General features: G+C 69.3%; 27 protein-coding genes, 3 tRNA genes and 1 other RNA gene. 19 read left to right on the top strand and 12 right to left on the bottom strand.

Translation table 11 applies throughout. The features are described from left to right. Positions 1 to 22 precede the first annotated feature (22 nt). The gene (locus tag V1351_RS13395) at positions 23 to 550 is read right to left on the bottom strand and encodes a DUF421 domain-containing protein (protein WP_338748696.1); all 528 of its coding nucleotides are present in this window, start codon (positions 548 to 550) and stop codon (positions 23 to 25) included. A 231-nt stretch (positions 551 to 781) separates the two neighbouring features. Between V1351_RS13395 and V1351_RS13390 the strand changes: the two genes are divergently transcribed. The 3 genes from V1351_RS13390 to pntB all read left to right on the top strand — a co-directional run bounded on the left by V1351_RS13390 (position 782) and on the right by pntB (position 4,156). Beyond that, entirely contained in the window at positions 782 to 1,003 is a 222-nt protein-coding gene (locus tag V1351_RS13390; RefSeq protein ID WP_338748695.1) for a hypothetical protein, read from the top strand. A gap of 165 nt (positions 1,004 to 1,168) precedes the next feature. Further along, positions 1,169 to 2,701 carry a Re/Si-specific NAD(P)(+) transhydrogenase subunit alpha gene (locus V1351_RS13385; protein WP_338748694.1) on the top strand — a complete coding sequence of 511 codons (1,533 nt, stop codon included), beginning with the start codon at positions 1,169 to 1,171 and terminating at the stop codon, positions 2,699 to 2,701. Between the two features lie 3 nt (positions 2,702 to 2,704). After that, entirely contained in the window at positions 2,705 to 4,156 is a 1,452-nt protein-coding gene (gene pntB, locus V1351_RS13380) for a Re/Si-specific NAD(P)(+) transhydrogenase subunit beta (RefSeq protein WP_338748693.1), read from the top strand. A 199-nt stretch (positions 4,157 to 4,355) separates the two neighbouring features. Here the strand turns inward: pntB and V1351_RS13375 are convergent, their stop codons facing one another. The 3 genes from V1351_RS13375 to upp form a co-directional block, all read right to left on the bottom strand. Further along, positions 4,356 to 5,042, bottom strand: coding sequence for a PH domain-containing protein (locus tag V1351_RS13375; RefSeq protein ID WP_338748692.1), 687 nt, complete (start codon positions 5,040 to 5,042; stop codon positions 4,356 to 4,358). Between the two features lie 4 nt (positions 5,043 to 5,046). Further along, positions 5,047 to 5,220 (bottom strand): hypothetical protein, encoded by a 174-nt coding sequence (locus V1351_RS13370; protein WP_338748691.1) that lies wholly within the window; start codon positions 5,218 to 5,220, stop codon positions 5,047 to 5,049. Between the two features lie 180 nt (positions 5,221 to 5,400). Then, positions 5,401 to 6,039: a uracil phosphoribosyltransferase gene (upp, locus tag V1351_RS13365; RefSeq protein WP_338748690.1), complete on the bottom strand. Its 639-nt coding sequence runs from the start codon at positions 6,037 to 6,039 to the stop codon at positions 5,401 to 5,403. Positions 6,040 to 6,120: 81 nt separating this feature from the next. Between upp and V1351_RS13360 the strand changes: the two genes are divergently transcribed. The 4 genes from V1351_RS13360 (at position 6,121) to V1351_RS13345 (ending at position 10,258) form a co-directional block, all read left to right on the top strand. Next, the gene (locus V1351_RS13360) at positions 6,121 to 6,561 is read left to right on the top strand and encodes a nucleoside deaminase (RefSeq protein WP_338752545.1); all 441 of its coding nucleotides are present in this window, start codon (positions 6,121 to 6,123) and stop codon (positions 6,559 to 6,561) included. A 126-nt stretch (positions 6,562 to 6,687) separates the two neighbouring features. Next, complete coding sequence (locus V1351_RS13355) at positions 6,688 to 7,602, top strand: formylglycine-generating enzyme family protein (protein ID WP_338752543.1); 915 nt, start codon at positions 6,688 to 6,690, stop codon at positions 7,600 to 7,602. 134 nt (positions 7,603 to 7,736) lie between these two features. Next, complete coding sequence (locus tag V1351_RS13350; RefSeq protein ID WP_338748689.1) at positions 7,737 to 10,112, top strand: arylsulfatase; 2,376 nt, start codon at positions 7,737 to 7,739, stop codon at positions 10,110 to 10,112. Positions 10,113 to 10,168: 56 nt separating this feature from the next. Continuing rightward, positions 10,169 to 10,258 (top strand) — tRNA-Ser (locus V1351_RS13345). 175 nt (positions 10,259 to 10,433) lie between these two features. On the opposite strand, the gene V1351_RS13340 is transcribed toward V1351_RS13345, so the two are convergent. Next, the gene (locus tag V1351_RS13340; RefSeq protein WP_338748688.1) at positions 10,434 to 10,934 is read right to left on the bottom strand and encodes a LytR C-terminal domain-containing protein; all 501 of its coding nucleotides are present in this window, start codon (positions 10,932 to 10,934) and stop codon (positions 10,434 to 10,436) included. Positions 10,935 to 11,089: 155 nt separating this feature from the next. Further along, positions 11,090 to 11,554: a DUF3817 domain-containing protein gene (locus tag V1351_RS13335; RefSeq protein WP_338748687.1), complete on the bottom strand. Its 465-nt coding sequence runs from the start codon at positions 11,552 to 11,554 to the stop codon at positions 11,090 to 11,092. Between the two features lie 83 nt (positions 11,555 to 11,637). Between V1351_RS13335 and V1351_RS13330 the strand changes: the two genes are divergently transcribed. The 11 genes from V1351_RS13330 (at position 11,638) to V1351_RS13280 (ending at position 22,154) form a co-directional block, all read left to right on the top strand. Next, positions 11,638 to 11,725 (top strand) — tRNA-Ser (locus V1351_RS13330). Positions 11,726 to 11,863: 138 nt separating this feature from the next. Further along, positions 11,864 to 11,960, top strand: an RNA gene (gene ffs, locus V1351_RS13325) — signal recognition particle sRNA small type. Positions 11,961 to 12,090: 130 nt separating this feature from the next. Beyond that, positions 12,091 to 13,119 (top strand): hypothetical protein, encoded by a 1,029-nt coding sequence (locus V1351_RS13320; RefSeq protein ID WP_338748686.1) that lies wholly within the window; start codon positions 12,091 to 12,093, stop codon positions 13,117 to 13,119. 74 nt (positions 13,120 to 13,193) lie between these two features. Further along, positions 13,194 to 13,766, top strand: a complete 573-nt coding sequence (locus tag V1351_RS13315; RefSeq protein ID WP_338748685.1) for an NADPH-dependent FMN reductase — start codon at positions 13,194 to 13,196, stop codon at positions 13,764 to 13,766. A 68-nt stretch (positions 13,767 to 13,834) separates the two neighbouring features. Continuing rightward, a complete protein-coding gene (locus V1351_RS13310) occupies positions 13,835 to 16,081 on the top strand; it encodes a DNA polymerase III subunit gamma and tau (protein ID WP_338748684.1) in 2,247 nt (748 codons plus the stop codon). A 59-nt stretch (positions 16,082 to 16,140) separates the two neighbouring features. Next, positions 16,141 to 16,740 carry a recombination mediator RecR gene (gene recR / locus V1351_RS13305; protein WP_338748683.1) on the top strand — a complete coding sequence of 200 codons (600 nt, stop codon included), beginning with the start codon at positions 16,141 to 16,143 and terminating at the stop codon, positions 16,738 to 16,740. Further along, positions 16,733 to 17,287, top strand: coding sequence for a DUF5063 domain-containing protein (locus tag V1351_RS13300; protein WP_338748682.1), 555 nt, complete (start codon positions 16,733 to 16,735; stop codon positions 17,285 to 17,287). Before recR ends, V1351_RS13300 begins: the two co-directional genes overlap by 8 nt. A gap of 201 nt (positions 17,288 to 17,488) precedes the next feature. Further along, positions 17,489 to 18,763, top strand: a complete 1,275-nt coding sequence (locus V1351_RS13295; RefSeq protein WP_338748681.1) for an aspartate kinase — start codon at positions 17,489 to 17,491, stop codon at positions 18,761 to 18,763. After that, entirely contained in the window at positions 18,760 to 19,851 is a 1,092-nt protein-coding gene (locus tag V1351_RS13290) for an aspartate-semialdehyde dehydrogenase (RefSeq protein WP_338748680.1), read from the top strand. Before V1351_RS13295 ends, V1351_RS13290 begins: the two co-directional genes overlap by 4 nt. 183 nt (positions 19,852 to 20,034) lie before the next feature. Further along, a complete protein-coding gene (locus tag V1351_RS13285; protein ID WP_338748679.1) occupies positions 20,035 to 20,958 on the top strand; it encodes a LytR C-terminal domain-containing protein in 924 nt (307 codons plus the stop codon). Further along, entirely contained in the window at positions 20,955 to 22,154 is a 1,200-nt protein-coding gene (locus V1351_RS13280) for a pyrophosphate--fructose-6-phosphate 1-phosphotransferase (protein ID WP_338748678.1), read from the top strand. The genes V1351_RS13285 and V1351_RS13280 overlap by 4 nt, the downstream gene beginning before the upstream one ends. A gap of 11 nt (positions 22,155 to 22,165) precedes the next feature. Here the strand turns inward: V1351_RS13280 and V1351_RS13275 are convergent, their stop codons facing one another. The 6 genes from V1351_RS13275 to V1351_RS13250 form a co-directional block, all read right to left on the bottom strand. Continuing rightward, a complete protein-coding gene (locus V1351_RS13275) occupies positions 22,166 to 22,903 on the bottom strand; it encodes an enoyl-CoA hydratase-related protein (protein ID WP_338748677.1) in 738 nt (245 codons plus the stop codon). Continuing rightward, positions 22,903 to 23,265: a YchJ family protein gene (locus tag V1351_RS13270; protein ID WP_338748676.1), complete on the bottom strand. Its 363-nt coding sequence runs from the start codon at positions 23,263 to 23,265 to the stop codon at positions 22,903 to 22,905. The genes V1351_RS13275 and V1351_RS13270 overlap by 1 nt, the downstream gene beginning before the upstream one ends. Before the next feature lie 14 nt (positions 23,266 to 23,279). Beyond that, positions 23,280 to 24,044, bottom strand: a complete 765-nt coding sequence (locus V1351_RS13265; RefSeq protein ID WP_338748675.1) for a YoaK family protein — start codon at positions 24,042 to 24,044, stop codon at positions 23,280 to 23,282. Between the two features lie 39 nt (positions 24,045 to 24,083). Further along, positions 24,084 to 24,509 carry a VOC family protein gene (locus tag V1351_RS13260; protein ID WP_338748674.1) on the bottom strand — a complete coding sequence of 142 codons (426 nt, stop codon included), beginning with the start codon at positions 24,507 to 24,509 and terminating at the stop codon, positions 24,084 to 24,086. Positions 24,510 to 24,628: 119 nt separating this feature from the next. Beyond that, positions 24,629 to 24,705: transfer RNA gene (locus tag V1351_RS13255), tRNA-Pro, on the bottom strand. Between the two features lie 87 nt (positions 24,706 to 24,792). Then, on the bottom strand, positions 24,793 to 25,734 hold the full coding sequence (locus V1351_RS13250) for a metallophosphoesterase (protein ID WP_338748673.1): 942 nt from the start codon (positions 25,732 to 25,734) through the stop codon (positions 24,793 to 24,795). A 57-nt stretch (positions 25,735 to 25,791) separates the two neighbouring features. Between V1351_RS13250 and V1351_RS13245 the strand changes: the two genes are divergently transcribed. After that, positions 25,792 to 26,250 carry a GatB/YqeY domain-containing protein gene (locus V1351_RS13245; RefSeq protein ID WP_338748672.1) on the top strand — a complete coding sequence of 153 codons (459 nt, stop codon included), beginning with the start codon at positions 25,792 to 25,794 and terminating at the stop codon, positions 26,248 to 26,250. Positions 26,251 to 26,262: the final 12 nt, after the last annotated feature.

Genomic DNA, 26,262 nt, shown 5'->3' with positions numbered 1-26,262 from the left:
CCTCCGGGGGCGTCGCGCCCCGTCAGCCCTCGCGAGCCACGTAGGGGGTCACGCTCGACGAGTCCCCGATGTCGTCACGGCCGATGACTGCGAGCGTCCCCTCGCGCAGCAGCAGCACCGTGTGCACGTCCTCGAGGGAGCCCTTGCCCGAGCCGCGCACGGCCTCGTGCACGTCGTCGTCGATGAGCCGGTGGCGTCGAAGTGCACGATTGCGCATCCGACCGTCCTCGTAGAGCACCACGGGCGGGTGGTCCAGCAGGCGGCGGAAGAACGTCGACCGGGACCGCAGCCACGCCAGGATCCACTGCAGGGCGATGAGGAAGACCAGCAGCCAGAGCAGCTGGCTGACCGTCGACTTCTCCGCCGTCAGGACGCGGCCGAAGGCCGAGCCGAGGGTCACGGCGAGGACGAAGTCCAGCGGGGTCATCTTGGCCATCGTGCGCGGCCCGGTGGTGCGCAGCAGCAGGACCAGAGCGAGGTAGCCGACGCTCGCCATGAGCGTCACCTGGATCAAGGGTGTCCAGCCGTTCCAGAACAGGGGGGATGTCATCCCGGCACAGTGGCACACCCGCAGGGGTGTGCGCATGCCAGGAGTGCGCGATGGCCCGCACCGGGGCGCCCGGTCCTCACATCCCGCTCGTCGACCGAGGGCAGGGGAGGGCCGGGTCCGTCACGATGGACGTCGAGGAAGACCGGCCCGCGATGTGGCGTGGCCGCCCAACCGCCGTGGCCTCAAGGTTACTAAAGAGTATCGCCATCCGACATCCCGGTCGGCACTACGATGGGAAGGCGTGCCGAATCGAGATCCGGGCACGCCCCCTTCGCCTCGGAGGTCACGATGGTCCGGCTGCTCGTCCTGCTGCTCATGATGTCCGCCGCCGGCGGGCGCGAGCACGTCGAGCACACCGTCTGGGACGACGAGGACGCGGCCCGCGAAGCGGCCTTGGCCGCCGCCGAGGCGGCAGAGCACGACGACACCGCGAGCCCGTCGACCGACGACTGACCATCCCGGCACGCGGCGCTGCCCGTGCCGTCCAGTGAGACGGATCGTCGTCTCACCACGTGGCACTGTGATCATCATCCCCATCACAAAGACGTGGGTTCTCGCGCGCATTGTCGTAGGTTGCGCAACGACCCACACCCACCACACCCCAGTACTGGAGTGACGATGCGAATTGGCGTACCCAAGGAGTCGAAGGCCGGGGAAACCCGTGTTGCCGCGACTCCCAAGACCGTCGCGCAGATGATCAAGCTGGGCTACGACGTGATCGTCGAGCCCGGCGCAGGAGAGGCTTCGGCCTACCCCGACCAGGGGTACGTCGATGCCGGAGCGACCCTCGGCGAGAGCGCGGAGGTGTGGGCCAGCGACATCGTCGCCAAGATCAACGCCCCCACCGACGACGAGGTGCCCCGGCTGCGTACGGGAGCGGTGTTGACCTCCCTGCTGGCACCTGCCCTGAACCCGGAGAAGGTCGAGGCGCTGCGCGAGCAGGGCGTGACCGCGATGGCGATGGACGCCGTGCCGCGCATCTCGCGTGCGCAGTCCCTCGACGTGCTCTCCTCGATGGCCAACATCGCCGGCTACCGCGCGGTCGTCGAGTCCGCGCACGAGTTCGGTGGCCTGTTCACCGGGCAGGTCACGGCAGCGGGCAAGGTCCCACCGGCCAAGGTCCTCGTCTGCGGTGCCGGCGTGGCCGGTCTCGCGGCGATCGGTGCGGCCGGCTCCCTCGGTGCGATCGTGCGCGCGTTCGACGTGCGCCCTGAGGTCGCCGAGCAGGTCGAGTCGATGGGCGCCGACTTCCTCGAGGTCGACGTCCAGCAGGAGATCTCCGCCGACGGCTATGCCAAGGAGGCCTCGGAGGACTTCAACGCCAAGGCCGCCGAGCTGTACGCGCAGCAGGCCCAGGACGTCGACATCATCATCACCACGGCCCTGATCCCCGGCAAGCCCGCCCCGCGGCTGATCACCGAGGAGATGGTCGCCTCGATGAAGCCGGGCTCGGTCATCATCGACATGGCCGCCGGGACCGGTGGCAACGTCGCCGGCTCCGTCGCGGACGAGCGGGTCGTCACCGACAACGGCGTGCGCATCATCGGCTACACCGACCTGGCCGGCCGGCTGCCCACCCAGGCCAGCCAGCTGTACGGCACCAACGTCGTCAACCTCCTGAAGCTGGTCACCCCCGGCAAGGACGGCCAGGCCGTCCTCGACATGGAGGACACCGTCGTGCGTGGCATGACCGTGACGAGGGAGAAGGAGACGCTCTGGCCGCCGCCGCCGGTGCAGGTCTCGGCCGCACCGGCAGCGCCCGCGGCCACGGAGCCCGCGCCGGAGCCCGAGCCGAAGAAGCCGGTCAACCCGAACCGCAAGTTCGCCCTCATCGGGGGCGCCGCCGCGCTGTTCCTGATCGCGGCCGCCTTCATGCCGGCAGCCTTCCTGTCGCACTTCATCGTCTTCGCGCTGGCCGTCGTCATCGGCTTCTACGTCATCGGCAACGTGGCCCATGCCCTGCACACGCCGCTGATGTCGGTCACCAACGCCATCTCCGGGATCATCGTCGTCGGCGCACTGCTCCAGGTGACGTCGTCGACCCTTGCCATCCAGGTGGTCGCCGCAGCCGCGATCTTCTTCGCCAGCATCAACGTCTTCGGTGGCTTCACCGTGACGCAGCGGATGCTCAACATGTTCCGGAAGGGCTGAGTCGTGCTTTCCACAGTCGTCACCGCCGCCTACATCGTCGCGGCCCTGTTGTTCATCCTCAGCCTCGCGGGGCTGAGCAAGCACGAGTCCGCCAAGCACGGCAACTGGTTCGGTATCGCGGGCATGGTGATCGCGCTGGCGGCCACCATCGCCCTCGTCGTCAAGGGCGTCTACGACGGCCCCGGTGCTGCCGTCGACTCCGGCAAGTGGGGGCTCGGCGTCCTGGTGATCACGATGGCCCTGGGTGGGGCGATCGGTGTGCGGATCGCCCGTCGCGTCGAGATGACCGGCATGCCGGAGCTCATCGCGATGATGCACTCCTTCGTCGGCCTGGCCGCCGTGCTGGTCGGCTACAACTCCTTCCTCGGTGCGCACGGTGACTCGCCGGAGGCGGTCGAGGCGCACCGGGCCCTCGAGGCCATCGACATGGTCGGCATCCACAACGGAGAGGTCTTCGTCGGTGTCTTCATCGGTGCCCTGACCTTCACCGGCTCGATCGTGGCCTACCTCAAGCTGAGCGCGAAGATGAAGTCCGCGCCGCTGGTGCTCCCGATGCGCCACTGGCTCAACCTGCTGGCCGTGCTGGTCTCGGTCGCGCTCGGTGCGTGGTTCGTGGTCTCGCCGTCGCTGGTGCCGCTGGCGATCATGACCGTCATCGCGTTGCTCTTCGGTTGGCACCTGGTCGCCTCCATCGGAGGCGGCGACATGCCGGTCGTCATCTCGATGCTCAACAGCTACTCGGGCTGGGCGGCGGCCGCGGCCGGCTTCATGCTCTCCAACGACCTGCTCATCGTCACCGGTGCGCTCGTGGGTTCCTCGGGTGCCTTCCTGTCCTACATCATGTGCAAGGCGATGAACCGCTCGTTCATCTCCGTCATCGCCGGTGGATTCGGTGCCGACGCGCCGGCCTCCAGCGGGGACGAGGACTACGGCGAGCACCGGGAGACCAACGCCGAAGCGGTCGCCGAGATGCTCGGCGACGCCTCGTCGGTCGTCATCGCACCCGGGTACGGGATGGCCGTGGCCCAGGCGCAGTACCCGGTCGCCGACCTCACGGAGCGGCTGCGGGCGAAGGGAGTCGACGTCCGGTTCGGCATCCACCCGGTCGCCGGTCGTCTGCCGGGGCACATGAACGTCCTCCTCGCGGAGGCGAAGGTGCCCTACGACGTCGTGCTCGAGATGGACGAGATCAACGACGACTTCCCGCAGACGGACGTCGTGCTCGTCATCGGCGCCAACGACACCGTCAACCCGGCCGCGGCGGAGGACCCCAGCAGCCCGATCGCCGGGATGCCGGTCCTGGAGGTCTGGAACGCCAAGGACGTCATCGTCTTCAAGCGGTCGATGGCCACCGGCTACGCCGGGGTGCAGAACCCGCTGTTCTTCAAGGAGAACACCCAGATGCTCTTCGGTGATGCCAAGGAGCGCGTCGGGGACATCCTCAGGTCGCTCTGACCGGAGCACACCACACGAGGGGCGGCGCCCACCCGATCGGGTGGGCGCCGCCCCTCGTCATGTCTCTCTCGTCCCCCACCCCGTCATCTCCCCCCACGCCCCGGCCTCCACCCACAGTCGCGGACCCGCAGCGGCGCCCGCTCGCAACTGCGGGGGCAGTCGCGTCCTGCTCGTCCGCAGTGCGCGGGCGCGAGTCGGGTCAGGAGCCGTACGGGTCGTACGGCGGCAGCTCACCGGTGTCGGCGTCCCGGTCCCGCTGCACGAGGTCGCGGCTGCGGTAGATCGAGGCGTGGCCCCTCATCTGCGGCCAGGAGTCGTCATCGTCACCCGCGCCCGCCTGTTGCGAGGTCTCCCACGCCGGATCGTCGTCATCGTCGCGGGTCGGGTCGGTCAGACCGAAGACGACGGCGCAGATCGCCCGGTAGTTGTCGTCCGGGTTCGGGACGAAGGAGATCTGCGACAGCGCCTGGTCCTGACCGGCGCTCTCGAGGATGAAGGTGCCGTAGCCGAGGACGCGGCCGAGCAGGGAGCGCTTGTACCCCATGTCGGTGACCTTCTTCAGCGGCATCATCGAGACCTTGTGGTTGATCCACCCCTCGAAGAGGACGATGCGCTTGTCCGTGGCCACGACCTGGGTGTGACGCCACTCGATCCACTGCCAAGCGGCCCAGAGGCAGGCGATGATCCACAGGAGCCACACGTACTTCAGCATCCCGCTGTGGGCGATGCTGACCGACAGGTCCAGCCACAGCGCGACGACCGTGGCCGCCAGGACGACCAGGGCCGGCTTGAGCAGGACGATCGGGTGGTAGCGGATCTCCGCGGCCGGTGTCTCGCCGGGGAGCAGGTAGCGCTGGACACCGCCCTCGTCGACGCGCGCCGACACGGGTCTACCTGCTGATCAGTGAGTCGAAGAAGCGACCGATGTTCTCCACGCCGTTGCCCAGGATCCCCCAGGCGGTGCCGACCATGTCGGCGGCGTCGGTGGGGGAGGTCAGGATCGCGTAGAGGAGGAAGATCGTGACCAGCCAGAGGACGATCTTCTTGATCGGTGGCGTGTTCATGGGTCGTTCGACTCCGTCTTCGGGCGGCTGGGCCCGCGAGGGCGCAGGGGGACGTTCCAGTGTTGCAGATGTGTCCAGTGGGACAGGTGAGGCAGTCGCTGTGGGCGCGCCGCGCCCGGCTCGGCCGGGTTGGCCCACTGCGCGGACTCGGACCTCGGGGCGGGACGTCTCGAAGTCAACCTAGACGATGCCGTAGAGGCGGTCGCCGGCGTCGCCGAGTCCGGGGACGATGTAGCCGTTCGCGTCGAGCTTCTCGTCGACGGCGCCGGTGACCAGACGGATCGGCACGTCCAGCTCACCGAGATCCCGCTCGAGCGCGTCGATGCCCTCGGGCGCCGCGATGAGCGTGACGGCCGTGATGTCGTCGGCCCCCCGCTCGACGAGGTACCGGATCGACATCGCCAGGGTGCCGCCGGTGGCGAGCATCGGGTCGATGACATAGCACTGCCGCCCCGAGAGGTCGTCGGGCAGTCGGTTGGCATAGGTGACCGCCTCGAGCGTCTCCTCGTTGCGCAGCATCCCGAGGAACCCGACCTCGGCGGTCGGCAGCAACCGGACCATGCCCTCCAGCATCCCGAGCCCGGCACGCAGGATCGGCACCACGAGCGGCTTCGGTGTCGACAACTTCAGCCCGGTCGTCGGACCGACGGGCGTCTCGATGTCGAAGGGCTCGCAGCGCACCTCCCGGGTCGCCTCGTACGCCAGGAGCGTCACCAGCTCCTCGGCGAGCCGGCGGAAGGTCGGGCTGTCGGTGTCCTTCTTCCGCAGGTAGGTCAGCTTGTGGGCGATGAGTGGGTGGTCGGGGACGGTGACGCGCATGGGCCCGAACCTACCGTGCGGGAGACTGTAGGGGTGAGCCACGACCCGACCCGTCCGCAGCGACCCGCCGAGGAGGCGTGGATGGACCGTGCCCTCCAGCTCGGGACGTCGGCCGTTGCCGACGGGGACATCCCGGTCGGGGCCCTCGTCGTCGATGCGGACGGAGCGATCATCGGCGAAGGGAGGAACACCCGCGAGCGCGACGGGGACCCCACCGGCCACGCCGAGGTGGTCGCCCTTCGCGCGGCAGCGGAGGCGAAGGGGGAGTGGCGCCTGACCGGGTGCACTCTCGTCGTCACACTCGAGCCCTGCCCGATGTGCGCCGGCGCGGTGGTCGCCTCCCGGGTGCCGCGGGTCGTCCTGGGTGCGTGGGACCCGAAGATGGGCGCCTGCGGCTCGGTGTGGGACATCGTGCGCGATCGACAGTCGATCCATCGGGCCGAGGTCGTCGGCGGCGTCCGTGAGGAGGAGTGCGCCGCGGTGCTGCTCGACTTCTTCGCTCGACAGCGCGCAGCGCACTGACCTTCGCGCGGTTGCGTTCAGTCTCCACCCATTGACGGGTCCGCAGCGTGCCGCCACGCTGGGCTCCTGTCGATACGTGGGCGCACGCCCAGGGACGAAGGGTGGTGTCGCGTGCTCGTGGACGACATGGTTCGACTCGATGGTGGGACGTTCCGGATGGGCTCGCAGGAGTTCTACCCCGAAGAGGGGCCGGTGCACGAGCGCACCGTGGCCGCCTTCGCCATCGACCGCCACGCTGTGACGAACGCGGATTTCGCCGCGTTCGTTGCCGCCACCGGGTATGTCACCGTCGCCGAGCGCGCGATCGACCCCGACGACGTCCCCGGCGCCGTGGAGGACCTCACTCCCGGCGGTCTCGTCTTCACCCCGACCTCAGGGCCCGTGGATCTCAACGACTGGCGCCAGTGGTGGCGGTGGGTGCCGGGGGCGTCGTGGCGGGCCCCCGAGGGGCCCGGCTCGACGGTGGACGACAGATCGCGTCATCCGGTCGTGCAGGTGGCCTTCGAGGACGCGGTCGCCTACGCCACGTGGGTCGGCAAGAGGCTGCCCTCCGAGGCCGAATTCGAGTACGCGAGTCATGGCGGTCGTGGCGACCAGCGCTTCGCGTGGGGCAATGAGCCGTACCCGGGCGGAGTGGCCCACGCCCACACCTGGCTGGGCCGCTTCCCGTACGAGCGGGTCGGCGACCACGGTGGTGGAACCGCGCCGGTGGGCTCGTACCCCCCCAACGGATACGGCCTGGCAGACATGATCGGCAACGTGTGGGAGTGGACGAGTGACGTCTACACCGCTCGTCATGCCGTGCCCCGCGGCGCCGCAGGCACCGACTTCGAGCCGGGCAGGACGACGAAGGACGGCACGTGCTGTCACGGCGGCGCGCCGCACACCGCCGCGGCCGTGTCTCCCGTCCCGCTGCGGACGATCAAGGGGGGCTCGTTCCTGTGCACCCCCGAGTACTGCTATCGCTTCAGGCCGGCGGCGCGCTCGTCGCAGAGTGAGGACACGGCCACGGTGAACATCGGCTTTCGCTGTGCACGCTGACGCACCATCCACGGTGCACACCACCGGCTGAGATCGGCTGACGGTGCGCGGCGCTGTCCCGACCTCGTGCAAGACGGGTGATGACGGGCTGCGGTCACGGTGTCATCGTCGCGGGAAGAGCCGAAAGGACCGCCATGACCTCCCCAGTTGACCAGCACTCCCGATCGATCCTGCCGATACCGGATCGTCCCGCGACGAGGCACACGACCTATGACGCCAAGGATCCGGAGACCGCCTACCCGCCCATCGAACCGTTGCTGCCACCGGCGGGTGCTCCCAATGTGCTGGTGGTGCTGCTGGACGACGTCGGATTCGGCGCGTCCAGCGCGTTCGGCGGACCATGCCACACCCCGGTCGCCGACCGGCTCGCTGGTGCCGGCCTCCGCTTCAACCGCTTCCACACCACGGCCCTGTGCGCCCCCACCCGGCAGGCGCTCCTCACCGGCCGAAACCACCACTCGGTGGGGATGGGAAGCATCACGGAAACGGCGACCTCGGCACCTGGCAACAGTTCTGTCCGTCCGAACACGAAGGCACCGCTGGCGATGACGTTGAAGCTCAACGGCTACTCCACGGCGCAGTTCGGCAAGTGCCACGAGGTGCCCGTATGGCAGTCGTCGCCGATGGGCCCCTTCGACGGATGGCCTTCGGCCGGAGGCGGATTCGAGACCTTCTACGGTTTCATCGGCGGTGAGAACAACCAGTACGACCCCGCTCTGTACAGCGGTACCACTCCCGTGGAGCCGCCCTCCACCGAGGACGAGGGGTACCACCTCACCGAGGACCTGGCCGACCGTGCGTGTGCCTGGGTGCGTCAGCAGAAGGCGTTGATGCCGGACCGACCGTTCTTCATGTACTTCGCGCCCGGCGCGACCCACGCTCCGCACCACGTTCCACCGGAGTGGGCCGACAAGTACGCCGGTCAGTTCGCGCAGGGGTGGGACGTCCTCCGGGAGCAGACGATCGCCCGGCAGAAGGACCTCGGCGTGGTCCCCCGGGACGCGGTGCTCACACCGAGGCACGACGAGATCCCGGCGTGGGACGACATGCCGGAAGAGCTCAAGCCCGTGCTGGAGCGGCAGATGGAGGTGTACGCCGGGTTCTTGGAGCACACCGACCACCACGTGGGCCGGGTCGTCGAGGCGATCGAGGATCTCGGGGTCCTGGACAACACGATCATCTACTACATCGTGGGCGACAACGGGGCATCGGCCGAGGGCACGACGCAGGGCGCGTTCAACGAAATGGCCAATTTCAACGGCATGGCTGACTTGGAGACTGCGGAGTTCATGGTCTCCAAGATGGACGAGCTCGGCACCCCGAGTTCCTACAACCACTACGCGGTGGGTTGGGCGTGGGCGCTGAACACGCCCTTCCAATGGACCAAGCAGGTCGCATCGCACTGGGGCGGAACGCGCAACGGGACGATCGTGCACTGGCCGGAGGGGATCGACGACCCCGGTGGTCTGCGCTCGCAGTTCTCCCACGTCATTGACATCGCGCCCACGATCCTCGAGGCGGCGGGGCTGCCCGAGCCGACGATGGTCAACGGCGTGCAGCAGTCGCCCATGGAGGGCACGAGCATGCTCTACAGCTTTCGTGGCCCGGACGACGCGGAGCGCCATGACCTGCAGTACTTCGAGATGTTCGCCAACCGCGGCATCTACCACAAGGGGTGGAGTGCGGTTACCAAGCACCGCACCCCGTGGGTGATGGTTGGCGGCGAACTGCCGGCCTTCGACGACGATGTCTGGGAGCTGTACGACGGCACCGAGGACTACAGCCAGGCTCGAAACCTGGCGGCCGAGCGCCCCGACCTGCTTGCCAAGCTGCAGCGCCTCTGGCTCATCGAAGCGGTGAAGTACAACGTCCTGCCGATGGACGATCGCACGTCAGAGCGGCTCGAGCCGGAGAGTGCCGGTCGACCGACCTTGGTCAACGGCACCTCCCAGTTGTTCTTTCCCGGCATGGGCCGGCTGTCGGAGAACAGCGTCGTGAGCATCAAGAACAAGTCCTTCTCGGTGACCGCTGAGGTCAGCGTGCCGGAGGGAACGGCCGCACACGGTGTGGTCATCGCCCAGGGCGGACGTTTCGGGGGATGGGCGGTCTACGCGAGGGAGGGGAGGGTGAAGTTCGTCTACAACGTCCTGGGGATCCACATCTTCCCCGTGGAGGCAGAGGTGCCCCTCCCGTCGGGCACGCACCAGATCCGGATGGAGTTCGCCTATGACGGTGGCGGCCTCGCCAAGGGCGGTGATGTCACCCTCTACCACGACGGTACGAAGGTGGGGTCGGGACGAGTGGCGATGACGCAGCCGATGGTCTTCTCCGCCGACGAGACGACCGACATCGGGTACGAGTCCGGGACGACGGTGGGGGACGACTACACGAGCCGGACGAGTCACTTCACCGGACGGCTCCACTGGGTCCAGATCGACCTCGGACTCGATGACCACGACCACTACATCGACCCCGACGAACGATTCCGCATCGCGATGGCGCAGCAATGAGGTCCGGTGCGGGCTGCGATTCGGGATGAGGGTGGCTCTCTTGTACAGTGCTTCGCGGTGGCGTGTCCGAGCGGCCTAAGGAGAACGCCTCGAAAGCGTTTGTCGGTTGACGCCGACCGTGGGTTCAAATCCCACCGCCACCGCCAGTGCCCTGAGCCGCGACACCGTCTGAACGGTGTCGCGGCTCAGGTGTCTCGTGTGCTCTCGCCGGTGTCCTCACGCCGCTCGTCATGACAGGGCGTGCACGAAGGGACTCCCTGCGCAGGAGCGGCGAAATCCGGAGGGTGTCGCTCGTGCCGGGTCCCTCGTGACCGGCCCGGGTCAGCAGTCAGGTCCTGCAGCCCCGCCCAGGAGGCCGTCGAACTGCGGTCCGAGGACGACGTCCACGCTGGTTCGGGTGCGCTCGTCGACCCTCCGGGCGAAGACACCGACAGTGCCGTCGACGAGCTCGGCGCCACTCGTGCCCGGGTCCCCGTAGCGCAGTTCCCCCCGACCGGTCAGCTCGGCGCGCTTGGGGTCGTTGGCGACGGTCTTGACGGTGAAACCACGCTCGCGGAGGCCCTTGGCCACCTGCGCGGCCAGCCCGGCTCGGTTGGTGGCGTTGTAGACGTTGACCTCCACGTCCTCGGGCGCGAGGTCGCACGCGGTCGTCGTCGAGCTCGGGGTGGGGGAGGCGTTGGGCGTGTCGGCGGCACGCATGTAGGACAACGCGTACCACGCTGCGAAGAAGAGCATCAGGATGACGAGACTGACGGTGATGACCGACCTGCGGCTTCTCGCCCGGGCCTCGCTGGACTCCCCGTAGCGGTCACTGTCGGTCATGGTCCGTCTGCCCGCTCGCGGGGAGTGTTCCGACCGTGACCCGGGGAGGGGCGGATGTCGCCGACGGCCTGGAAGATCACCCGGACACGATATGAGGGGTCAGGTCGAATCGCCGCACCGACCGCCTGCCCGTGACCGACTCTTGACTCCTCCGGTCAGGAGGTCGGGACGGGTGGGCCGATGAAGAGGGCCGCTCCGGTGAGGACCGCGACTGCCGCGACGAGGGCGAGGGCGGCCAGGCCCGGGCGGACGAGCGCCCCGGAGACGAGCTTCTCGGGGGCGGTCGCGGCCACTCCCCTCGTCCGAAGGCGCCACGTGGTGCCGAGGTGGCCGTCACGGTCGAGCCAGCGCTCGGTCCAGAGTGTCGCCAGCGGCGGGATCGCCGTGGCCAGGGCGATGACGCCGCGCTTGGCCGGCCACTGCTGGTCCACCCACGCGATGACGGTCACGAGCACATACGCGATGAAGACCACCCCGTGCAGCATCCCTCCGATGCGCACGCCCAGCTCCGTGGTCTGCGTGACGTACTTGAGGAACATCCCGATCAGCAGCAGGGACCAGGTCACGGCCTCGGCGGTCGCGACCGTCATGAACAGGCGGCGGGGGGAGGGGAGGGTCATGCATCCATGGTCGCCCACAGGTGTCGAGGGTGGGTAATCGTCCCGATTTCGGGCAGGCGGTGCGCTCAGGTAATCTCTCCGGCGGAGGATTCGCATAGTGGCCTAGTGCGCGCGCTTGGAAAGCGCGTTGAGTGAAAGCTCTCAGGGGTTCGAATCCCCTATCCTCCGCCACTGCTCGGCCCCGGTCCATGGACCGGGGCCGTTCTCGTGACCGGGACGAAGGGGGTGTCCCGACCACTGCCGAGCCGGCTTGGTGGTGGATGTCGGTGCCGGCTTTCGCGGACAGTGCCCGGACACGTAGACTCTGCGATCGGCACCCCGCGTGGTGGTACCTCACCGAACTCCCCCAGGGCAGGAATGCAGCAAGGGTAGGCGAGCTCTTCCAGGTGCGCGGGGTGTCCTTCGTGTGCCCTGCGGGACCGGCAACCCGAGCCGGCGCAACTTGCCCCCGCGTCTCGAGTGGCGTGTGGCCCAGATCCCTCTAGCGTGGACCCCAGAGCGACCGTGACCGCGGTCGCCTCCGTGGAGGAGAACCCATGAACACCATGTGGATTTGGATCATCGTCGCTGTCATCGTCGTCGTGGTGCTCATCGCCCTGCTGAGCATGCTGGCGAAAGATGCGAAGAAGAAGAAGATCGAGCGCGACCGGGCAGAAGCCGAGCAGCTGCGCGCGCAGGCCGTGGAGCGCGAACGTGACGTGCGCACGCGTGAGGCCGACGCAAGGGCGACTGATGCCGATGCCCGGGCCGCCCGCGCGGAGGCAGACCGCAGCGCCGCGGAGGCCGAGCAGAGGGCTGCTGAGGCAGAGCGTCGTCAGGTGGAGGCCGAACGCCTCGGTGACGAATCCCGCGTGAAGGCGCAGGACGCCGACCGCGAGCGGCTCGCCCACGAGGAGCAACTGCGCGCAGCGGATGCCAAGGACCCCGACATCCGGACCCGGGACGGCGCCTCGCTGGATGGGGGTCGTACGGAGCGCGACGGCCACGGTCGTGGCGCCGGGGCGGCCGCCGCCGGCGCGGGAGGCGCTGCGTACGCGGTGTCGGACCGCGACTCCGCCGACCGCCCGATCGAGCAGCGCGAGGACTTCGGCTCGGACCGTTCGGTGGGTCGTGACGAGGACTTCGCGGCTGATCGTCCGGTGGGTCGTGACGAGGACGTCGCGGCTGATCGTCCGGTGGGTCGTGACGAGGACGTCGCGGCTGATCGTCCGGTGGGTCGTGACGAGGACGTCGCGGCTGATCGTCCGGTGGGTCGTGACGAGGACGTCGCGGCTGATCGTCCGGTGGGTCGTGACGAGGACGTCGCGGCTGATCGTCCGGTGGGTCGTGACGAGGACGCCGCGGCCGATCGTCCGGTGGGTCGTGACGAGGGCTTCGGCTCGGACCGTTCGGTGGGTCGTGACGACGGCTTCGGCTCGGACCGTCCCGATGGGGCGCACTCGGACCACCTCGACCCCGAGTCGCGGCCGGCCGGCCCGCAGCACGCGAAGCACGAGAGTCTCATGGACAAGGTCCGCGATAAGGTCGACGGGCGACGTGGCCACAACGACGAGCCACGCGCCTGATACGTCCACGATCGGGCCCACCGCCCCACCCAGGGCGGTGGGCCCCGTTCGCTCCGCAACCGCGAAGGAGTTTCGTGAAGATCGCCATCATCCTCGGCAGCACCCGCCCCGGCCGGTTCGGGGAACAGGTCGCCCACTGGGTCCTCGAGCAGACGAAGGACCGCGACGACGCCGAGTACGAGCTCGTCGACCTTGCGGACTACGACCTCGATCTCCTGGGCGAGCCCGTCGTTCCGGGCGCGGCCAAGCGGCAGTACGAAAATCCCAAGACCGTGCGCTGGGGGAAGAAGATCGACGAGTTCGATGGCTTCGTCTTCGTCACCCCGGAGTACAACCACGGCGTGCCGGCTGCCCTGAAGAACGCCTTCGACGTGCTCTTCCCGGAGTGGGTCCACAAGGGAGCCGCCCTCGTCTCCTACGGCGCCGACAGTGGTGTGCGAGCGGTCGAGCAGTGGCGCACCATTCTCGCGAACCCGCAGATGCACGTCGCCCGCGCACAGGTCTCCTTCTCGACCATGCTCGAGACGACGGAGGCGAAGGACGGCAGTCTGGTCTTCGCCCCGGCCGAGCGTCGCGCCAAGGAGCTGCGCAACCTGCTTGCACAGCTGAGGAAGCTCACCGAGGCGACCGCCTCCCTTCGCCCCTGACGTGACCGTCCACGGCCGGTCCCCACGCAGGGGACCGGCCGTCGGGTACCGCAAGTAGGCTCGTCACCGTGAGCACCGCCCTGTACCGCCGTTACCGGCCAGAGACCTTCGCCGACGTGATCGGCCAGGAGCACGTCACCGAGCCGCTGATGCAGGCTCTGCGCTCCGGGCGGGTCAACCACGCGTACCTCTTCTCCGGGCCGCGGGGCTGCGGCAAGACCACGAGCGCGCGCATCCTCGCCCGCTGCCTCAACTGCGAGCAGGGACCGACCCCCACGCCGTGCGGGGAGTGCGACCCATGCGTGGCGCTGGCCCGCGGCGGCGCCGGCTCGGTCGACGTCATCGAGATCGACGCGGCCAGCCACGGTGGTGTCGACGACGCCCGTGACCTGCGCGAGCGGGCCTCCTTCGGCCCGGCGCAGAGCCGCTACAAGATCTACATCATCGACGAGGCGCACATGGTGACGCCACAAGGCTTCAACGCCCTGCTGAAGATCGTCGAGGAGCCGCCGGAGCACGTGAAGTTCGTCTTCGCGACGACCGAGCCGGAGAAGGTCATCGGCACGATCCGCTCACGCACCCACCACTACCCCTTCCGACTCGTCCCGCCGGCTCGACTGCAGGACTACATGGAGCAGCTCTGCGCCGCCGAGGGCGTGTCCCTGGAGCCGGGTGTGCTCTCCTTCGTCGTGCGGGCCGGCGGTGGCTCGGTCCGGGACTCCCTGTCCGTCCTCGACCAGCTCATCTCCGGCAGCGACGAGCGGGGTCTGACCTACGAGGGAGCCGCCGCGCTCCTCGGGTTCACCGACGACGAGTTGCTCGACCGGGCGGTCACCGCCTTCGGTGCCGGTGACGCCGGAGGCGTCTTCACCGTCATCGACTCGGTCATCGAGACCGGTCTGGACCCGCGACGCTTCGTCGAGGACCTGCTCGAGCGCTTCCGCGACCTCATCGTCATCGCGGCCGCGCCCGAGGGTGCGGCGGCGATCCTGCGTGCCCTGCCCGGTGACCAGGTCGAGCGCATGCGTCAGCAGGCCGGCGTCTTCGGCCCCGCGTCACTCTCCCGCGCGGCCGACATCATCAACGCCGGCCTGACCGAGATGACCGGGGCCACCTCGCCACGGGTCCAGCTGGAGATCATCGCGGCGCGGGTGCTCCTCCCGGCCGCGGCCGGGGAGTCCGGCTATGCGGCCCGCCTGGACCGCCTGGAGCGTCGCCTCGACGTCGGGGGAGTGCCCACCGGCGAAGGGGGCGGAGCCCCGAGTCCTGGCACTGCGGCCCAGCGTCCCGCGCCGGCCCCGCAGCAGGTAATGCCCGGGCAGCGGGCCGCACCTGCGGCGCCGGTGCACGAACCCGCCTCGCACGAGCCCGCTGGGCAGGCTGCCGAGCGGACGCGGCCCGCAGCCGAGACCGAGCCGTCGACGTCTGCATCTGCTCCGGCCCGGGGCGAGCGAGCCGTAGCCCTGCCGGACCAGGCGTACGGGGCCCCAACCGCGGCCGAAGCTGACCGTGGGCCGGCCCCCGAACCATCCCGGCGGACGGCCCCATCGGCGCAGGCGCCGGCAGCCGCGTCACCTCAGCCGGAGCAGCCCGCGGCCGAGGCGACGCCTGCTGGATCGAGCAGCCACATCGACGTCGAGGCGTTGCGTCGGGCCTGGCCGGACGTCCTCGGACGGATCTACCAGATGCGCCGGGCCACGTGGACCTTCCTGTCCGAGCACGCACAGGTGCTTTCCTACGACGGGCAGCGGCTCGTCCTCGGGATCGCGACGACCGGGCTGGCCAACGCCTTCCGCAACGGCTCCCACGCCGAGGTGGTCCGTCAGGCCCTGATCGACGCCCTCGGTGTCGATGCCCGAGTCGAGGGGGTGCCCCACTACGAGCAGAGTGGCCAGCCGCCGGCCGGCGGAGGAGGGCAGGCGACGTACTCGCCACCGCCGCAGGCCGTGCCCGTGCCCCCGGCCACCGGCGACGGGGGCGCCCCCGGGACGGGCGGTGCCTCACGGGCCTCCTCCACGGGGGGTGACGTGGGTGTCCCTGACCCGGCAGGAGGCCCCTCCGGCTCGGACTGGGGATCGGCTCCAGCAGCCGACTCGTCCGCTCCCTCGTGGGCCACGGTCGACAGGACGGACGCGGCAGGCGCGGGCGAGCAGGCGGCCGAACCCCCTTCGCCGTCCGTCCCCGAGCCGCAGCCACCCCGTGAGCCCGACGACGCGTCGGTCAGCGACGACGACGAGGACATCGTCGACGCCGGCGCCGCCGGCCCGGCCGTGATCGAGCGGATCCTCGGGGGAACGGTCATCCGTGAGGAGTGAACTCGCGGCAGGGCGCTGCGCTGCCCCACGTGGTCACCGGTGGGGCGTAGGGTCGAGGCGTGTATGAAGGTGTGGTCCAGGACCTGATCGACGAGCTCGGCCGACTGCCCGGGGTCGGCCCCAAGAGTGCCCAGAGGATCGCCTTCCACCTGCTGCAGGCCGACCCGCAGGACGTCCAACGTCTCGTCCGGACCCTCAGCGAGGTCAAGGACAAGGTCTCCTTCTGCGAGACGTGCGGGAACGTCGCCCAGGGACCGCAGTGCCGCATCTGTGCCGACACCCGCCGGGACCCCAGCGCCATCTGCGTCGTCGAGGAGCCCAAGGACGTCATCGCGATCGAGCGCACCCGGGAGTTCCGCGGCCGCTACCACGTCCTCGGTGGGGCGATCTCCCCGATGGACGGTGTCGGGCCGGACGACCTGCGGTTCACCGAGCTGATGTCGCGGCTGTCGGACGGCAGTGTCACCGAGGTGATCATCGCGACCGACCCGAACCTCGAGGGGGAGGCCACCGCGTCCTACACGGCCCGGTTGCTCTCCCCGTTCGGGATCAAGGTCACCCGTCTGGCCTCCGGGCTGCCCGTGGGCGGGGACCTCGAGTACGCCGACGAGGTGACCCTCGGTCGCGCGTTCGAAGGGAGGAAGTTGCTCGATGCCTGACGAGACCACGCTGCTCGCGGACGAGTGCGCCGCGGAGGCCAGCGCCTGGCTGGCCACGGTTGCCGAGATCGCTTCGGGAGCCGCACCCGAGAGCGCCATCCCGCTCCTGCTGCTCACGACGAGCCAGATCCAGCTCGTCGGTGCCCGGTTGGGGGCCATCAACGACGTCGTCCTCGAGCAGCGTTTCGAGGACGACGCGGGCCCCGACACCGACCTCGACCCGTTGCGTACCGGACTGGCGCAACTGCTGTGCGAGGTCGACGAGTACGGCGACGTGGCCGACCCGGTCACCTCACCCGAGCCGACGGCCGGCTCGTTGAGCAACGATCTGGCGATCATCGCCGGTGCCCTGACGCACGGCCTGGCCCACCACGAGGCCGGGCGGACGACCGAGGCGCTGTGGTGGTGGCAGTACAGCTACCTGGCCGACTGGGGCGACCGCGCGGCGATGGCCGTGCGCGTGCTGCAGACACTGCTCGGGCACCTGCGGTTGGATGCCGACGACGACGTCGTCGGTGAGGCCGAGTTCGACGCGCTGCATTCCTGACCGTCCGCCGGCCGGCTCCGCACGGCGTGGGTGACCAGCCTCACGGCCGGGACCGTGGCCCGCCGGCCGGGCGCCCATGAGGCGCCCCGGATGATCACGATCCGGTGGACGGATGCGGCACCCGGCCCGCCGGGTCGTTATCCTTCGGGATGACGCGCCGGTCCGTGCCCGGGCCGGACCCGCAGATCACGGAGTTCTCCTTTGAGCCTGGTTGTCCAGAAGTACGGCGGTTCCTCGCTCGGTGATGCCGAGAGCATCAAGCGAGTCGCACACCGCATCGTCGAGACGAAAAAGGCAGGCAACGACGTCTGTGTCGTCGTCTCCGCCATGGGTGACAGCACCGACGAGTTGCTCGACCTGGCAGAGCAGGTGAGTCCGGTCCCGCCCCCACGGGAGATGGACATGCTGCTCACCGCCGGCGAGCGGATCTCGATGGCGCTCGTCGCGATGGCCATCGCCGACCTCGGCCACAGCGTGCGCTCCTTCACCGGTAGCCAGGCCGGAGTCATCACCGACACCTCGCACGGCAAGGCGAAGATCATCGATGTCACCCCCGGCCGGATCACCGAGGCGCTGGGCAAGAAGCACATCGTCATCGTTGCCGGGTTCCAGGGCGTCAGCCAGGGGACGAAGGAGATCACCACGCTCGGCCGAGGTGGATCCGACACCACCGCGGTGGCGCTCGCATCCGCGCTCGAGGCCGATGTCTGCGAGATCTACACCGACGTCGACGGCATCTTCACCGCCGATCCGCGGATCGTCGCCAAGGCCCACAAGATCGACCGCATCTCCCACGACGAGATGCTGGAAATGGCCGCCAGCGGCGCCAAGATCCTCCACCTGCGGTGCGTGGAGTACGCGCGTCGCTCCGAGATGCCCATCCACGTGCGTTCGTCCTTCACCCCGAAGGAGGGCACGTGGGTCCTGCCCCCCGAGACCGAAGGAAACCAGGACATGGAAGAGCCCATCATCGCCGGAGTCGCGCACGACGCCAGCGAAGCCAAGATCACCGTCGTCGGCGTGCCGGACGAGCCGGGCCGTGCCGCGCAGATCTTCACGACCGTGGCCGACGCGCAGGTCAACATCGACATGATCGTGCAGAACGTCTCCGAGTCGGAGACCGCCCGCACCGACATCTCCTTCACGCTGCCGATGGCCGACGGGCAGGTCGCCGTCGAGGCCTTGATGAAGACCAAGGACGAGGTCGGCTTCGAGTCGATCCAGTACGACGACCAGATCGGCAAGCTGTCGTTGATCGGTGCCGGCATGCGCACCAACCCGGGCGTCTCGGCGACCTTCTTCAAGGCGCTCGCCGAGTCGGGCATCAACATCGAGATGATCTCGACCTCGGAGATCCGCATCTCCGTGGTCACGCGCGCCGACCAGCTCGACGACGCGCTCCAGGCGCTGCACACGGCCTTCGGCCTGGACTCCGACGACGGTGAGGCCGTCGTCTACGCGGGCACCGGACGGTGACCGCGTACCCGTCGCCGACCACCGGGCCGACTCTGGCCCTGGTGGGGGCGACGGGACGCTTCGCGGAGGCCGTCGCCTCCGCACTCGCGCTGCGGGGTGACCCGTGGGGTGAGATCCGGCTCTACGAGCCGGGGATGTCCACCCGCACCCTGACCGTGCGCGGTCGTGAGCAGCCGGTGGAGACCCTGCGGGAGGACTCCTTCGACGGAGTCGACGTCGCGCTGTTCAATCTTTCGCCGGACCAGACCGGGGAGTGGGCCCCGCGAGCCGTCTCCGCGGGTGCGGTCGTCGTCGATGCCAGTTCCAGGCACCGCGGGGACGACGACGTGCCGTTGATCGTCCCCGGCATCAACTCCGAACTGGTCACCCACCGCCCCCGCGGGATCGTGGCCCTGCCCGGGCCGGTCACCTGGGGACTCATCGACGCGGTCCACGTCCTGCACCAGGGCTGGGAGCTGCAGCACCTTGTCGTCACCGGGCTCATCGCGGCGGTGTCCGCGTCCGACCGCGGCGTGGCCCGACTGCGCGAGGAGCTGCACACCGTCGCCTCCGAGCCGCTGATCGGGCAGCACCCGGGCGATGTGCGGTCGGCCGTGTCCGACCTGCCGGTCGTCTCCCCCTTCCCGGCGCCGTTGGCTCTCAACGTCATCCCGTGGGTGGGGCAGCCGACGGACGACGGCTTCACCTCGACCGAGCGGGCGGTCGACCAGGAGGTGCGCAAGGTCCTCGACCTTCCGGATGCCGTCCCCGTCGTGGTCACCCTCGTCCAGGTGCCGGTCGTCCTGGCCCACTCCATGGCGTTGCACGCGCGGTGTGCGCGACCGGTGTCCACGGACAAGGTCCGAGCGGCCTACATGGCTGCGCCGTCCCTCGTCCACCTCGACGAGCGGAGCGGGGAGGTGCCCACCCCTGTGGACAGCGTGGGAGTCGATCCGCGCTTCGTGGGTCGGATCCGACAGCCGAAGGGGGCCGGGCACCACATCGACATGTTCGTCAGCGCCGACACCATCCGTCGGGGAGCGACTGCGATGCTCGCCGTCGCCGAGATGATCGGCGACGAGCGACGCGAGGGCGTCCCGTCCGCGTAGGGGGCTGAGCGGATTGCTGCCGAATCCTCACCGGGGCGCAACCGGTTCGTCACCTCGGACGTCGATGCTCAGGGGCGGTCGATGGGTGTCGGTACGGGAACGATGACGTGTGGTGCTTGTGTGACTCGTGTGGCTCATGAGGAAATTGGCATCACGTATGATGGAGGCAGGGGAGGGGTGTAGATGACCGAGCAGAATCAGGGCACGGACCCGCACGACGAGGGGCCCGTGTCGTATCGCGTCGTGGGCTTCGACGAGCTCGAGGGGGGTGCGGCCAAGCACTTCCGTCGGCAGCGCCGACGTCGACTCATTCTCTTCGTCACCCTCCCCGGCCTCATTCTGGGCACTGCGACCGTCGCGGCGGCCTACAGCACCGGCCTGCTCGGCATGAACGAGACCGTGGCCTGTGCTCCGGTCTCGGCGCCGGCACCCGAGCGCGATTCCTTCAAGATCGAGCTCCTCAACAGCGCCGACACCGCCGGTCTGGCGAGCGACGTCGGGCGTGAGCTGGAGCTGCGTGACTTCAAGATCGCCTCGATCGGGAACGCGGACAGTTCGGTCTACGTCGAGGGGCCCGCGACGATCTACTTCGGCGACGAAGGGTTGGAGAACGCCCTGCTCGTGCAGAAGCAGATCCCCGGCGCCCAGCTGTGGAACGACGCCCGGTCCGGGGACAGTGTCCAGCTCGTGCTCGGGTACGGCTACGAAAAGCTCGTCGACGAGCCCGACCCGCCGCTGCCTGCGCCTGCGGAGATCACCCTCAACGTCTACAACACGACGTGGCACGTGGGGCTGGCCGCTGACGTGAGCAAGGAGCTCGAGGAGCGCGAGTTCACGGTCAAGAAGACGGGCAACGACCCGCAGAAGTCCTTCCACGAGAAGGAGGTCGGCGTCATCCGATTCGGTCCCGAGGGGGAGCGCGCCGCCAAGCGGCTGGCCGAGCAGGTCGAGGACGTCCAACTGCAGAAGGACGACCGCAGCGGCAGCACGCTCGACCTGGTCCTCGGCAACAAGTGGGACGGGTTGAAGTCGCAGGCAGAGGTCCCGCAGGTCAAGCCCTACGAGCGTCCGCCGGAGACGATCCAACTTCCCTGCGAGAGCAAGTGAGCGTTCGCACCGTCGCGATGCTGACGGCCGGGGGGATCGCCCCGTGCCTCTCGTCCGCGGTGGGTGGTCTCATCCAGGGCTACACCCGACGTTCACCACAGGTACGTCTCATCGGGTACCTCGACGGCTATGCCGGGGTGCTCGAGGGCCGCAGCATCGAGGTCACCGACGAGGTCCGGGCCACCGCAGAGCGACTGCACTTCTTCGGCGGCTCCCCTCTCGGCAACTCCCGGGTCAAGCTGACCAACGCCCGGGACCTCGTCCGGCGTGGTCTCGTAGCCGACGGGGTGGACCCCCTTCGCGTCGCAGCCGAGCAGCTGGTCCGTGACGGCGTCGACGTCCTGCACACGATCGGCGGGGACGACACCAACACCACGGCCGCCGACCTCGCGCGCCACCTCGCGGAGAGCGGCCACGACCTGAGGGTGATCGGGCTTCCCAAGACGATCGACAACGACATCGTCCCGATCCGGCAGAGCCTGGGGGCGTGGACCGCAGCAGAGCAGGGCGCGGTCTTCGCCCGCAACATCATCGGTGAGCACTCCTCGAACCCCCGGATGCTCATCGTCCACGAGGTCATGGGGCGCCACAGCGGCTGGCTCACGGCCGAGACGGCGCGCCGGTACCGTGAGCAGCTGCTGGAGCGCGAGTTCGTGCCCGGTATCGGCAACGATCCGCGTCGGTGGGACGTGCACGCCGTCTACGTCCCGGAGGCGCCCGTGGACATCGACGCGGAGGGTGAGCGGCTCAGGCGGGTCATGGACGAGATCGGGTGTGTCAACGTCTTCATCGCCGAAGGTGCTGGTGTCGACGACATCGTCGCCTCGCTCGAGGCCTCGGGGCAGGCGGTACCGCGGGACGCGTTCGGCCACGTGGCCCTCGACGAGGTCAATCCCGGCAAGTACTTCGCGAAGAACTTCGCCGAGCGGCTCGGTGCGGACAAGGCCAAGGTGTGGAAGTCGGGATACTTCGCCCGCTCCGCCGCCCCGAACGCCCAGGACCGCGAGCTGATCGCCCGCTGCACCGACTTGGCGGTCGGGACTGCGCTCGCCGGCGGCTCGGGTGTCATCGGCCAGGACGTGGAGCACGACGACGAGCTGCGGGCGATCGAACTGGACCGCATCGCAGGCGGTGGCGCCTTCGACCCGACCGTCGACTGGTTCGTCGATCTGCGTGAGGCCATCGGCCAGATCTGACCGAAGCAGCCTCAGACGCCGTGCTTGCGGCGCAGGGACCACATCTGCGGAGAGTGCTCGACCTCGACCGCGGAGTCCCAGGGCAGGCCGCCGGGAGCGGTCTCACGACGGAAGCTGCGCAGCACCCGACGGGCCAGATCCGGGTCGGCCGCCGCACGAGCGGCCACAGCCCGGGCCGCATCCTCCACATCCGCGTCCTCGTGGGCCGACCACGCGATCCCGAGGTCGACTGCCCGGCTACCGTCGACCTCCTCGCCGAAGAGACCCATCGCCGCAGTGGCCTCCCGGCCCGCGACCCGGTGCAGCAGGTGAAGGTGGCCGCCGCCGGGGTGGATGCCGATCTGGGCGAAGCCGGGTAGGAAGCGGGCAGAGCGCGAGACGACCCGCAGGTCGGCGGACAGGGCAAGATTGAGTCCTGCTCCCACGGCAGCGCCCCGCACTGCCGCGATCGTCGGCACGTCGATGGACCCGATCGTCGTGAAGGCTGCGTAGACGGTCTCGAGATCGCGGTATGCGGTGTCCTCGACCGGGTCCCGGCCGGTTTCGGCGAGGACCGAGCGAACGGCTCCGGCGCAGAAGTGCTCACCCCCGGTGACGACGACCGCGCCCACGCCGGGATCCGACTCCGCCGTGCGAGCGGCGTCCGTCAACTCGCGCGACATCTCCACCGACAAGGCGTTGCGCCGCTCCGGCGCGGTCAGGGTGATCGTCGCGACGCCCTCGGCGAACTCGTAGCGGACTTCGGTCATCAGCTTCCCTCCGTGTAGAACCAGCGTCCTGCGCGCCGGGTGAACCGGCTGCGTTCGGTCAGCTCGCCCCCAACGTGTCGGGCGGTGAAGACCACCGTCCCGGTCGTGTCCTGCGGTCCGCCCTCGATGACCTCGGTGATCTCCAGTCCGGTCCACTGCGCCGCGCCGGGGTTGACCACCGTCGGTCGGGTGCGGCCGTCCCACGTACGCCACAGGTGCTCCGCATTGCCGAAGACGTGTGCCGTGTACCGGCTGCGCATGAGCTCCTCTGCCGTCGTGGCCAGACGCTCGGTCGTCAGCAGCGGCCCGCAGCACTGGGACAGTGCTCGACCGGTGCCGCAGGGACAGGGCTCGTCACTCATGCCCGTCAGCGTAGTCAGAGATGGCCCTCGGCACGTGCGCCGAGGTCTGCCAGCAGCGGTTGGTAGGAGGCGAGCAGCAACAGCAGGGCGCCCGGGACCAGGACGGCGAAGCCGATGACCAGGTAGCCGGCAGCGCCGATGATGCCGCCGATGAGGAACAGCGAGACGAGTGTGCCGTGCAACCGGATCTGGCTCCGGTTGCCACGTACCGGATCGGTGTCGGGACGATGGTTGCGATAGACCAGCTTGCCCAGCTCGATCCCGATGTCGGTGACCATCCCGGTCACGTGGGTGGTGCGGATCCGGGCACCGGAGATCTTGGTGATGACGGCGTTCTGCAACCCCATGGTGAAGCACAGGACCGGCACGAAGAGCAACTCACGGTCCTCGTGGGTCAGTTCCTCGGCGAGCAGCCCGAAGACGAGCATCAGGAGGCCCTCGAGGAGCAGGACGTTGGCGTATCGGCTGCGCAGCCCACGACGGCGACCCCAGTTGAAGATGATCGCGCAGATCATGGCCCCCACGACGAAGGAGAGGATCGACAGCACCCCGATTGCGACGATGTACCAGCCGCCGAGGACGATCTGATCGGCGATCAGGGCCGTCACCCCGGTCATGTGCGAGGTGTAGAAGGCGACGGCGACGAAGCCCACCGAGTTGAGCACGCCGGCCACCAACGCCAGGAGGCAGGCGAGGTGGTGGTTCAGGGCGGGCGTGCGCTCAGGTCCGGCGACTCGCAGCAGGTAGCCGGGAACGCCCGTTCGGGATGGGCGCGTCATCTGCGGGGGGAGCGCGCTGGGTCGGGGCCCATCACGGGCTCAGCCGGCGAAGATCTGGGACTCGTCCGCGAAGGACTTGAACTCCAGGGCGTTGCCGGCCGGGTCGAGCAGGAACATCGTCCACTGCTCGCCCTGCTGCCCCTCGAACCGGACGTAGGGCTCGATGACGAACTCGACCTGTGCCGCCGCCAGCTTCTCGGCGAGGTCGTGGAAGTCGTCGTGGTCGAGCACGAGCCCGAAGTGGGGGACGGGTACCTCGTGGCCGTCGACCGGGTTGTGGCCCGCAGGGCCAGGCGATCCGCCCGGGGTCTGGTGGGTGACGAGCTGGTGGCCGTAGAAGTTCCAGTCGGTCCACAGGGTGTCCGACCGGCCCTGCCCGAGCCCGAGGGTCCCGCCGTAGAACTCCCGGGCGGCATCGATGTCGTCGACCGGGATGGCCAGGTGGAAGCAGGGACGGTGGGGCATGGGCATCTCCTGAGGACGTGGACTCCTCCAGTAGACCTCACCTGTCGACGTGGGTCGGTGGCGGGATCACCAGAGACGAGAACACCGGTCCTGATCCATGGACCAGAACCGGTGTCAGGTGGTCGGGGTGACAGGATTTGAACCTGCGACCTCGTCGTCCCGAACGACGCGCGCTACCAAGCTGCGCCACACCCCGAGGTGTGTCGTCACCGCTGTGGGCAACGACAAGGAAGAATAACCCAGAGACTGCTTCGACTCGTAATCGGGGGTCGGGGCTGCTCCCTCATCGACGGTCCTCGGCCGCGGTCAACGTCAGCAGGGTCGCCTCGGGTCGGCAGGCGAAGCGAACCGGCGCGAACCGCGAGGCGCCCAGTCCGGCGGAGACGTGCATCCAGGCAGCGTCCGACGGTTGTCGTCGACCGGAGCCCGCCCCCGTCCACCAGCGGGAGACCCCCTTCGCCCGTCCGCGGTCGAGGTCGCAGTTGGTGACGATCGCCCCGAAGCCGGGCACGCACAACTGCCCGCCGTGCGTGTGGCCGGCGAGGATCAGGCCCGCCCCGTCGGCGGTCATGGCATCCAGGACGCGTTGGTAGGGCGCGTGGAGGACCCCGACCGTCAGAGCCGCGTCGGGGTCCGCGGGCGCGCTCACGGACGCGTAGTCGTCGCGTGCGATGTGCGGGTCGTCCACGCCGACGAGGTCGATGCGGCTGGCCTCCATCGCCATCGTGGTGCGGGCGTTGTCCAGATCGACCCAGCCCCGATCAGCCATCCCGGAGCGCAGCTCCTCGGTCGGCAGCGTGGTCCGCCCGAGCGGCGCGGCCGCGTAGTCGCGGGTGAGGTACCGCGCAGGGTTCTTCGGCGTCGGCGCGTAGTAGTCGTTGGAGCCCAGGACGAAGACCCCGGGGCGTTCGAGCAGCGGGGCCATCGACGCGAGGGCCGCGGGTACGGCATCCATGTGGCTCAGGTTGTCGCCGGTGTTGACCACGAGGTCGGGCTCGAGTGCGGCGAGGGAGCGGATCCACTCCTGCTTCGCCCGCTGGCCCGGGACCATGTGGATGTCGCTGACCTGGAGCACCCGCACCGGCCGCGAACCCTGCGGGAGGACCGGCAGGGCGTACCGTCGCAGAGCGAACAGGCGCGGCTCGACGAGGGTGGCCCACGCGAGGGCGGCCGCGCCCGTGGTGGCGCCGTAGGCCGCGAGACGTACGGGCAGGGGAGTGGTCACCGCGTCATCATCCCAAACCGTCTCGAGCGACGTCAGGACCCTGCGACAATCAGGACCATGAGCGACTCCTTGAAGGCAACCCTGCGAACGGACCTGCACGCCGCGATGCGTGCACGAGAGCACGTCCGTGTGGCCACCCTGCGGATGGTCCTCACCGGCATCAGCAACGCAGAGGTCTCCGGCTCGCAGGCCCGCGAGCTCAGCGAGGCCGAGACCTTCAAGGTCGTGGCGAAGGAGGCCAAGAAGCGCAAGGAGTCGGCCGCCGCCTACCGTGACGCTGGTCGTCCCGAGCTCGCCGAGCGCGAGGAGGCCGAACTGGAGGTCCTGCAGGTCTACCTGCCCGCGCAGCTCGGTGATGACGAGCTGGCCGGGATCGTCGACCGGGCGATCGACGACGTCGGTGCGACCTCGATGGCCCAGATGGGGCAGGTCATGAAGCGTGTCCAGACCAAGGTCGCCGGCCGTGCAGACGGCGGCGTCGTCGCCGCCATGGTCAGGGCCCGACTCGCCGGCTGACCGCCCGACCAA

Source organism: Janibacter sp. A1S7, from assembly GCF_037198315.1.
In the GTDB taxonomy this organism is placed as follows: Bacteria; Actinomycetota; Actinomycetes; order Actinomycetales; family Dermatophilaceae; genus Janibacter; species Janibacter alittae.
The sequence above is the reverse complement of the archived record's forward strand: the minus strand, read 5'-3'. Positions and strand labels throughout refer to the sequence as shown.

Excerpts from the sequence above, each read along its gene's own strand:
- V1351_RS13395 (WP_338748696.1), bottom strand. The coding sequence starts at position 550 with ATGACATCCCCCCTGTTCTGGAACGGCTGGACACCCTTGATCCAGGTG.
- V1351_RS13390 (WP_338748695.1), top strand. The coding sequence starts at position 782 with ATGGGAAGGCGTGCCGAATCGAGATCCGGGCACGCCCCCTTCGCCTCG.
- V1351_RS13385 (WP_338748694.1), top strand. The coding sequence starts at position 1,169 with ATGCGAATTGGCGTACCCAAGGAGTCGAAGGCCGGGGAAACCCGTGTT.
- V1351_RS13370 (WP_338748691.1), bottom strand. The coding sequence starts at position 5,220 with ATGAACACGCCACCGATCAAGAAGATCGTCCTCTGGCTGGTCACGATC.
- upp (WP_338748690.1), bottom strand. The coding sequence starts at position 6,039 with ATGCGCGTCACCGTCCCCGACCACCCACTCATCGCCCACAAGCTGACC.
- V1351_RS13360 (WP_338752545.1), top strand. The coding sequence starts at position 6,121 with ATGGACCGTGCCCTCCAGCTCGGGACGTCGGCCGTTGCCGACGGGGAC.
- V1351_RS13355 (WP_338752543.1), top strand. The coding sequence starts at position 6,688 with ATGGTTCGACTCGATGGTGGGACGTTCCGGATGGGCTCGCAGGAGTTC.
- V1351_RS13350 (WP_338748689.1), top strand. The coding sequence starts at position 7,737 with ATGACCTCCCCAGTTGACCAGCACTCCCGATCGATCCTGCCGATACCG.
- V1351_RS13340 (WP_338748688.1), bottom strand. The coding sequence starts at position 10,934 with ATGACCGACAGTGACCGCTACGGGGAGTCCAGCGAGGCCCGGGCGAGA.
- V1351_RS13335 (WP_338748687.1), bottom strand. The coding sequence starts at position 11,554 with ATGACCCTCCCCTCCCCCCGCCGCCTGTTCATGACGGTCGCGACCGCC.
- V1351_RS13320 (WP_338748686.1), top strand. The coding sequence starts at position 12,091 with ATGAACACCATGTGGATTTGGATCATCGTCGCTGTCATCGTCGTCGTG.
- V1351_RS13300 (WP_338748682.1), top strand. The coding sequence starts at position 16,733 with ATGCCTGACGAGACCACGCTGCTCGCGGACGAGTGCGCCGCGGAGGCC.
- V1351_RS13285 (WP_338748679.1), top strand. The coding sequence starts at position 20,035 with ATGACCGAGCAGAATCAGGGCACGGACCCGCACGACGAGGGGCCCGTG.
- V1351_RS13275 (WP_338748677.1), bottom strand. The coding sequence starts at position 22,903 with ATGACCGAAGTCCGCTACGAGTTCGCCGAGGGCGTCGCGACGATCACC.
- V1351_RS13270 (WP_338748676.1), bottom strand. The coding sequence starts at position 23,265 with ATGAGTGACGAGCCCTGTCCCTGCGGCACCGGTCGAGCACTGTCCCAG.
- V1351_RS13265 (WP_338748675.1), bottom strand. The coding sequence starts at position 24,044 with ATGACGCGCCCATCCCGAACGGGCGTTCCCGGCTACCTGCTGCGAGTC.
- V1351_RS13260 (WP_338748674.1), bottom strand. The coding sequence starts at position 24,509 with ATGCCCCACCGTCCCTGCTTCCACCTGGCCATCCCGGTCGACGACATC.
- V1351_RS13245 (WP_338748672.1), top strand. The coding sequence starts at position 25,792 with ATGAGCGACTCCTTGAAGGCAACCCTGCGAACGGACCTGCACGCCGCG.